At 24.0% G+C, this 667-nt stretch carries 1 protein-coding gene; it reads left to right on the top strand.

The window, feature by feature from the left end; all coding sequences use genetic code 11:
• On the top strand, positions 1-632 hold a 632-nt coding region (locus KJQ97_RS09305; protein WP_214120678.1), incomplete at its 5' end, for a hypothetical protein.
• Between the last annotated feature and the right edge of the window lie 35 nt (positions 633-667).

The raw sequence follows: 667 nt of genomic DNA on the forward strand, positions 1-667 counted from the left end.
TATTTATGCTTGCTCTAGTAGGTTTAACATTTGGAATTACACTCACAAGCTTGCTAGAAACAATTGGAAACAATGCGGCAAACGATAATTATATAAATAAAATAATTTTGCCTATAGTAATATTTCCAATTATTAGTCTATTATTTATTCATGCAAAAATTAATTATGTTTTAATTAATATTATATGGATTTGTACTATTACAATCTTTATTTTTAATTTAAATTTCAACTTTTATTCAATTTTAGGATTGGGTAAATACAAAGCTGATATTATTATTTCACAAAGCGACCTAAGTTTCAGCTATATTTTAAAAAAATATAAACAAACCCACGAAAACAATGTTGTACCTAAGTGTGAAAACCAAAAGCGAGTTTGTGTTTTAGATGATGGTAGATTAAGTATCAGTAATGTAGAAATTTTATTTGATTCTGGAAGCGTAGTACATGTTGAAAATATTTATAATCCAAATAAAGTTTTAAAAATAAAATCCGAAAATATAAATATAGAAAAAATCGATAAACAAAATAATAAATCTAACGAAACAAACAACGAAAGCAAAGAACGAAATGAACAAGATTTAGATAAATCTAACGAGAATAATAAAGAAGAAAAAACCACTAAAAATAACTAGAATTTAAAATAGGAATTTCGTTTGTTTACAACTCT

The organism is Campylobacter sp. 2018MI01 (assembly GCF_018501205.1).
In the GTDB taxonomy this organism is placed as follows: domain Bacteria; phylum Campylobacterota; class Campylobacteria; order Campylobacterales; family Campylobacteraceae; genus Campylobacter_E.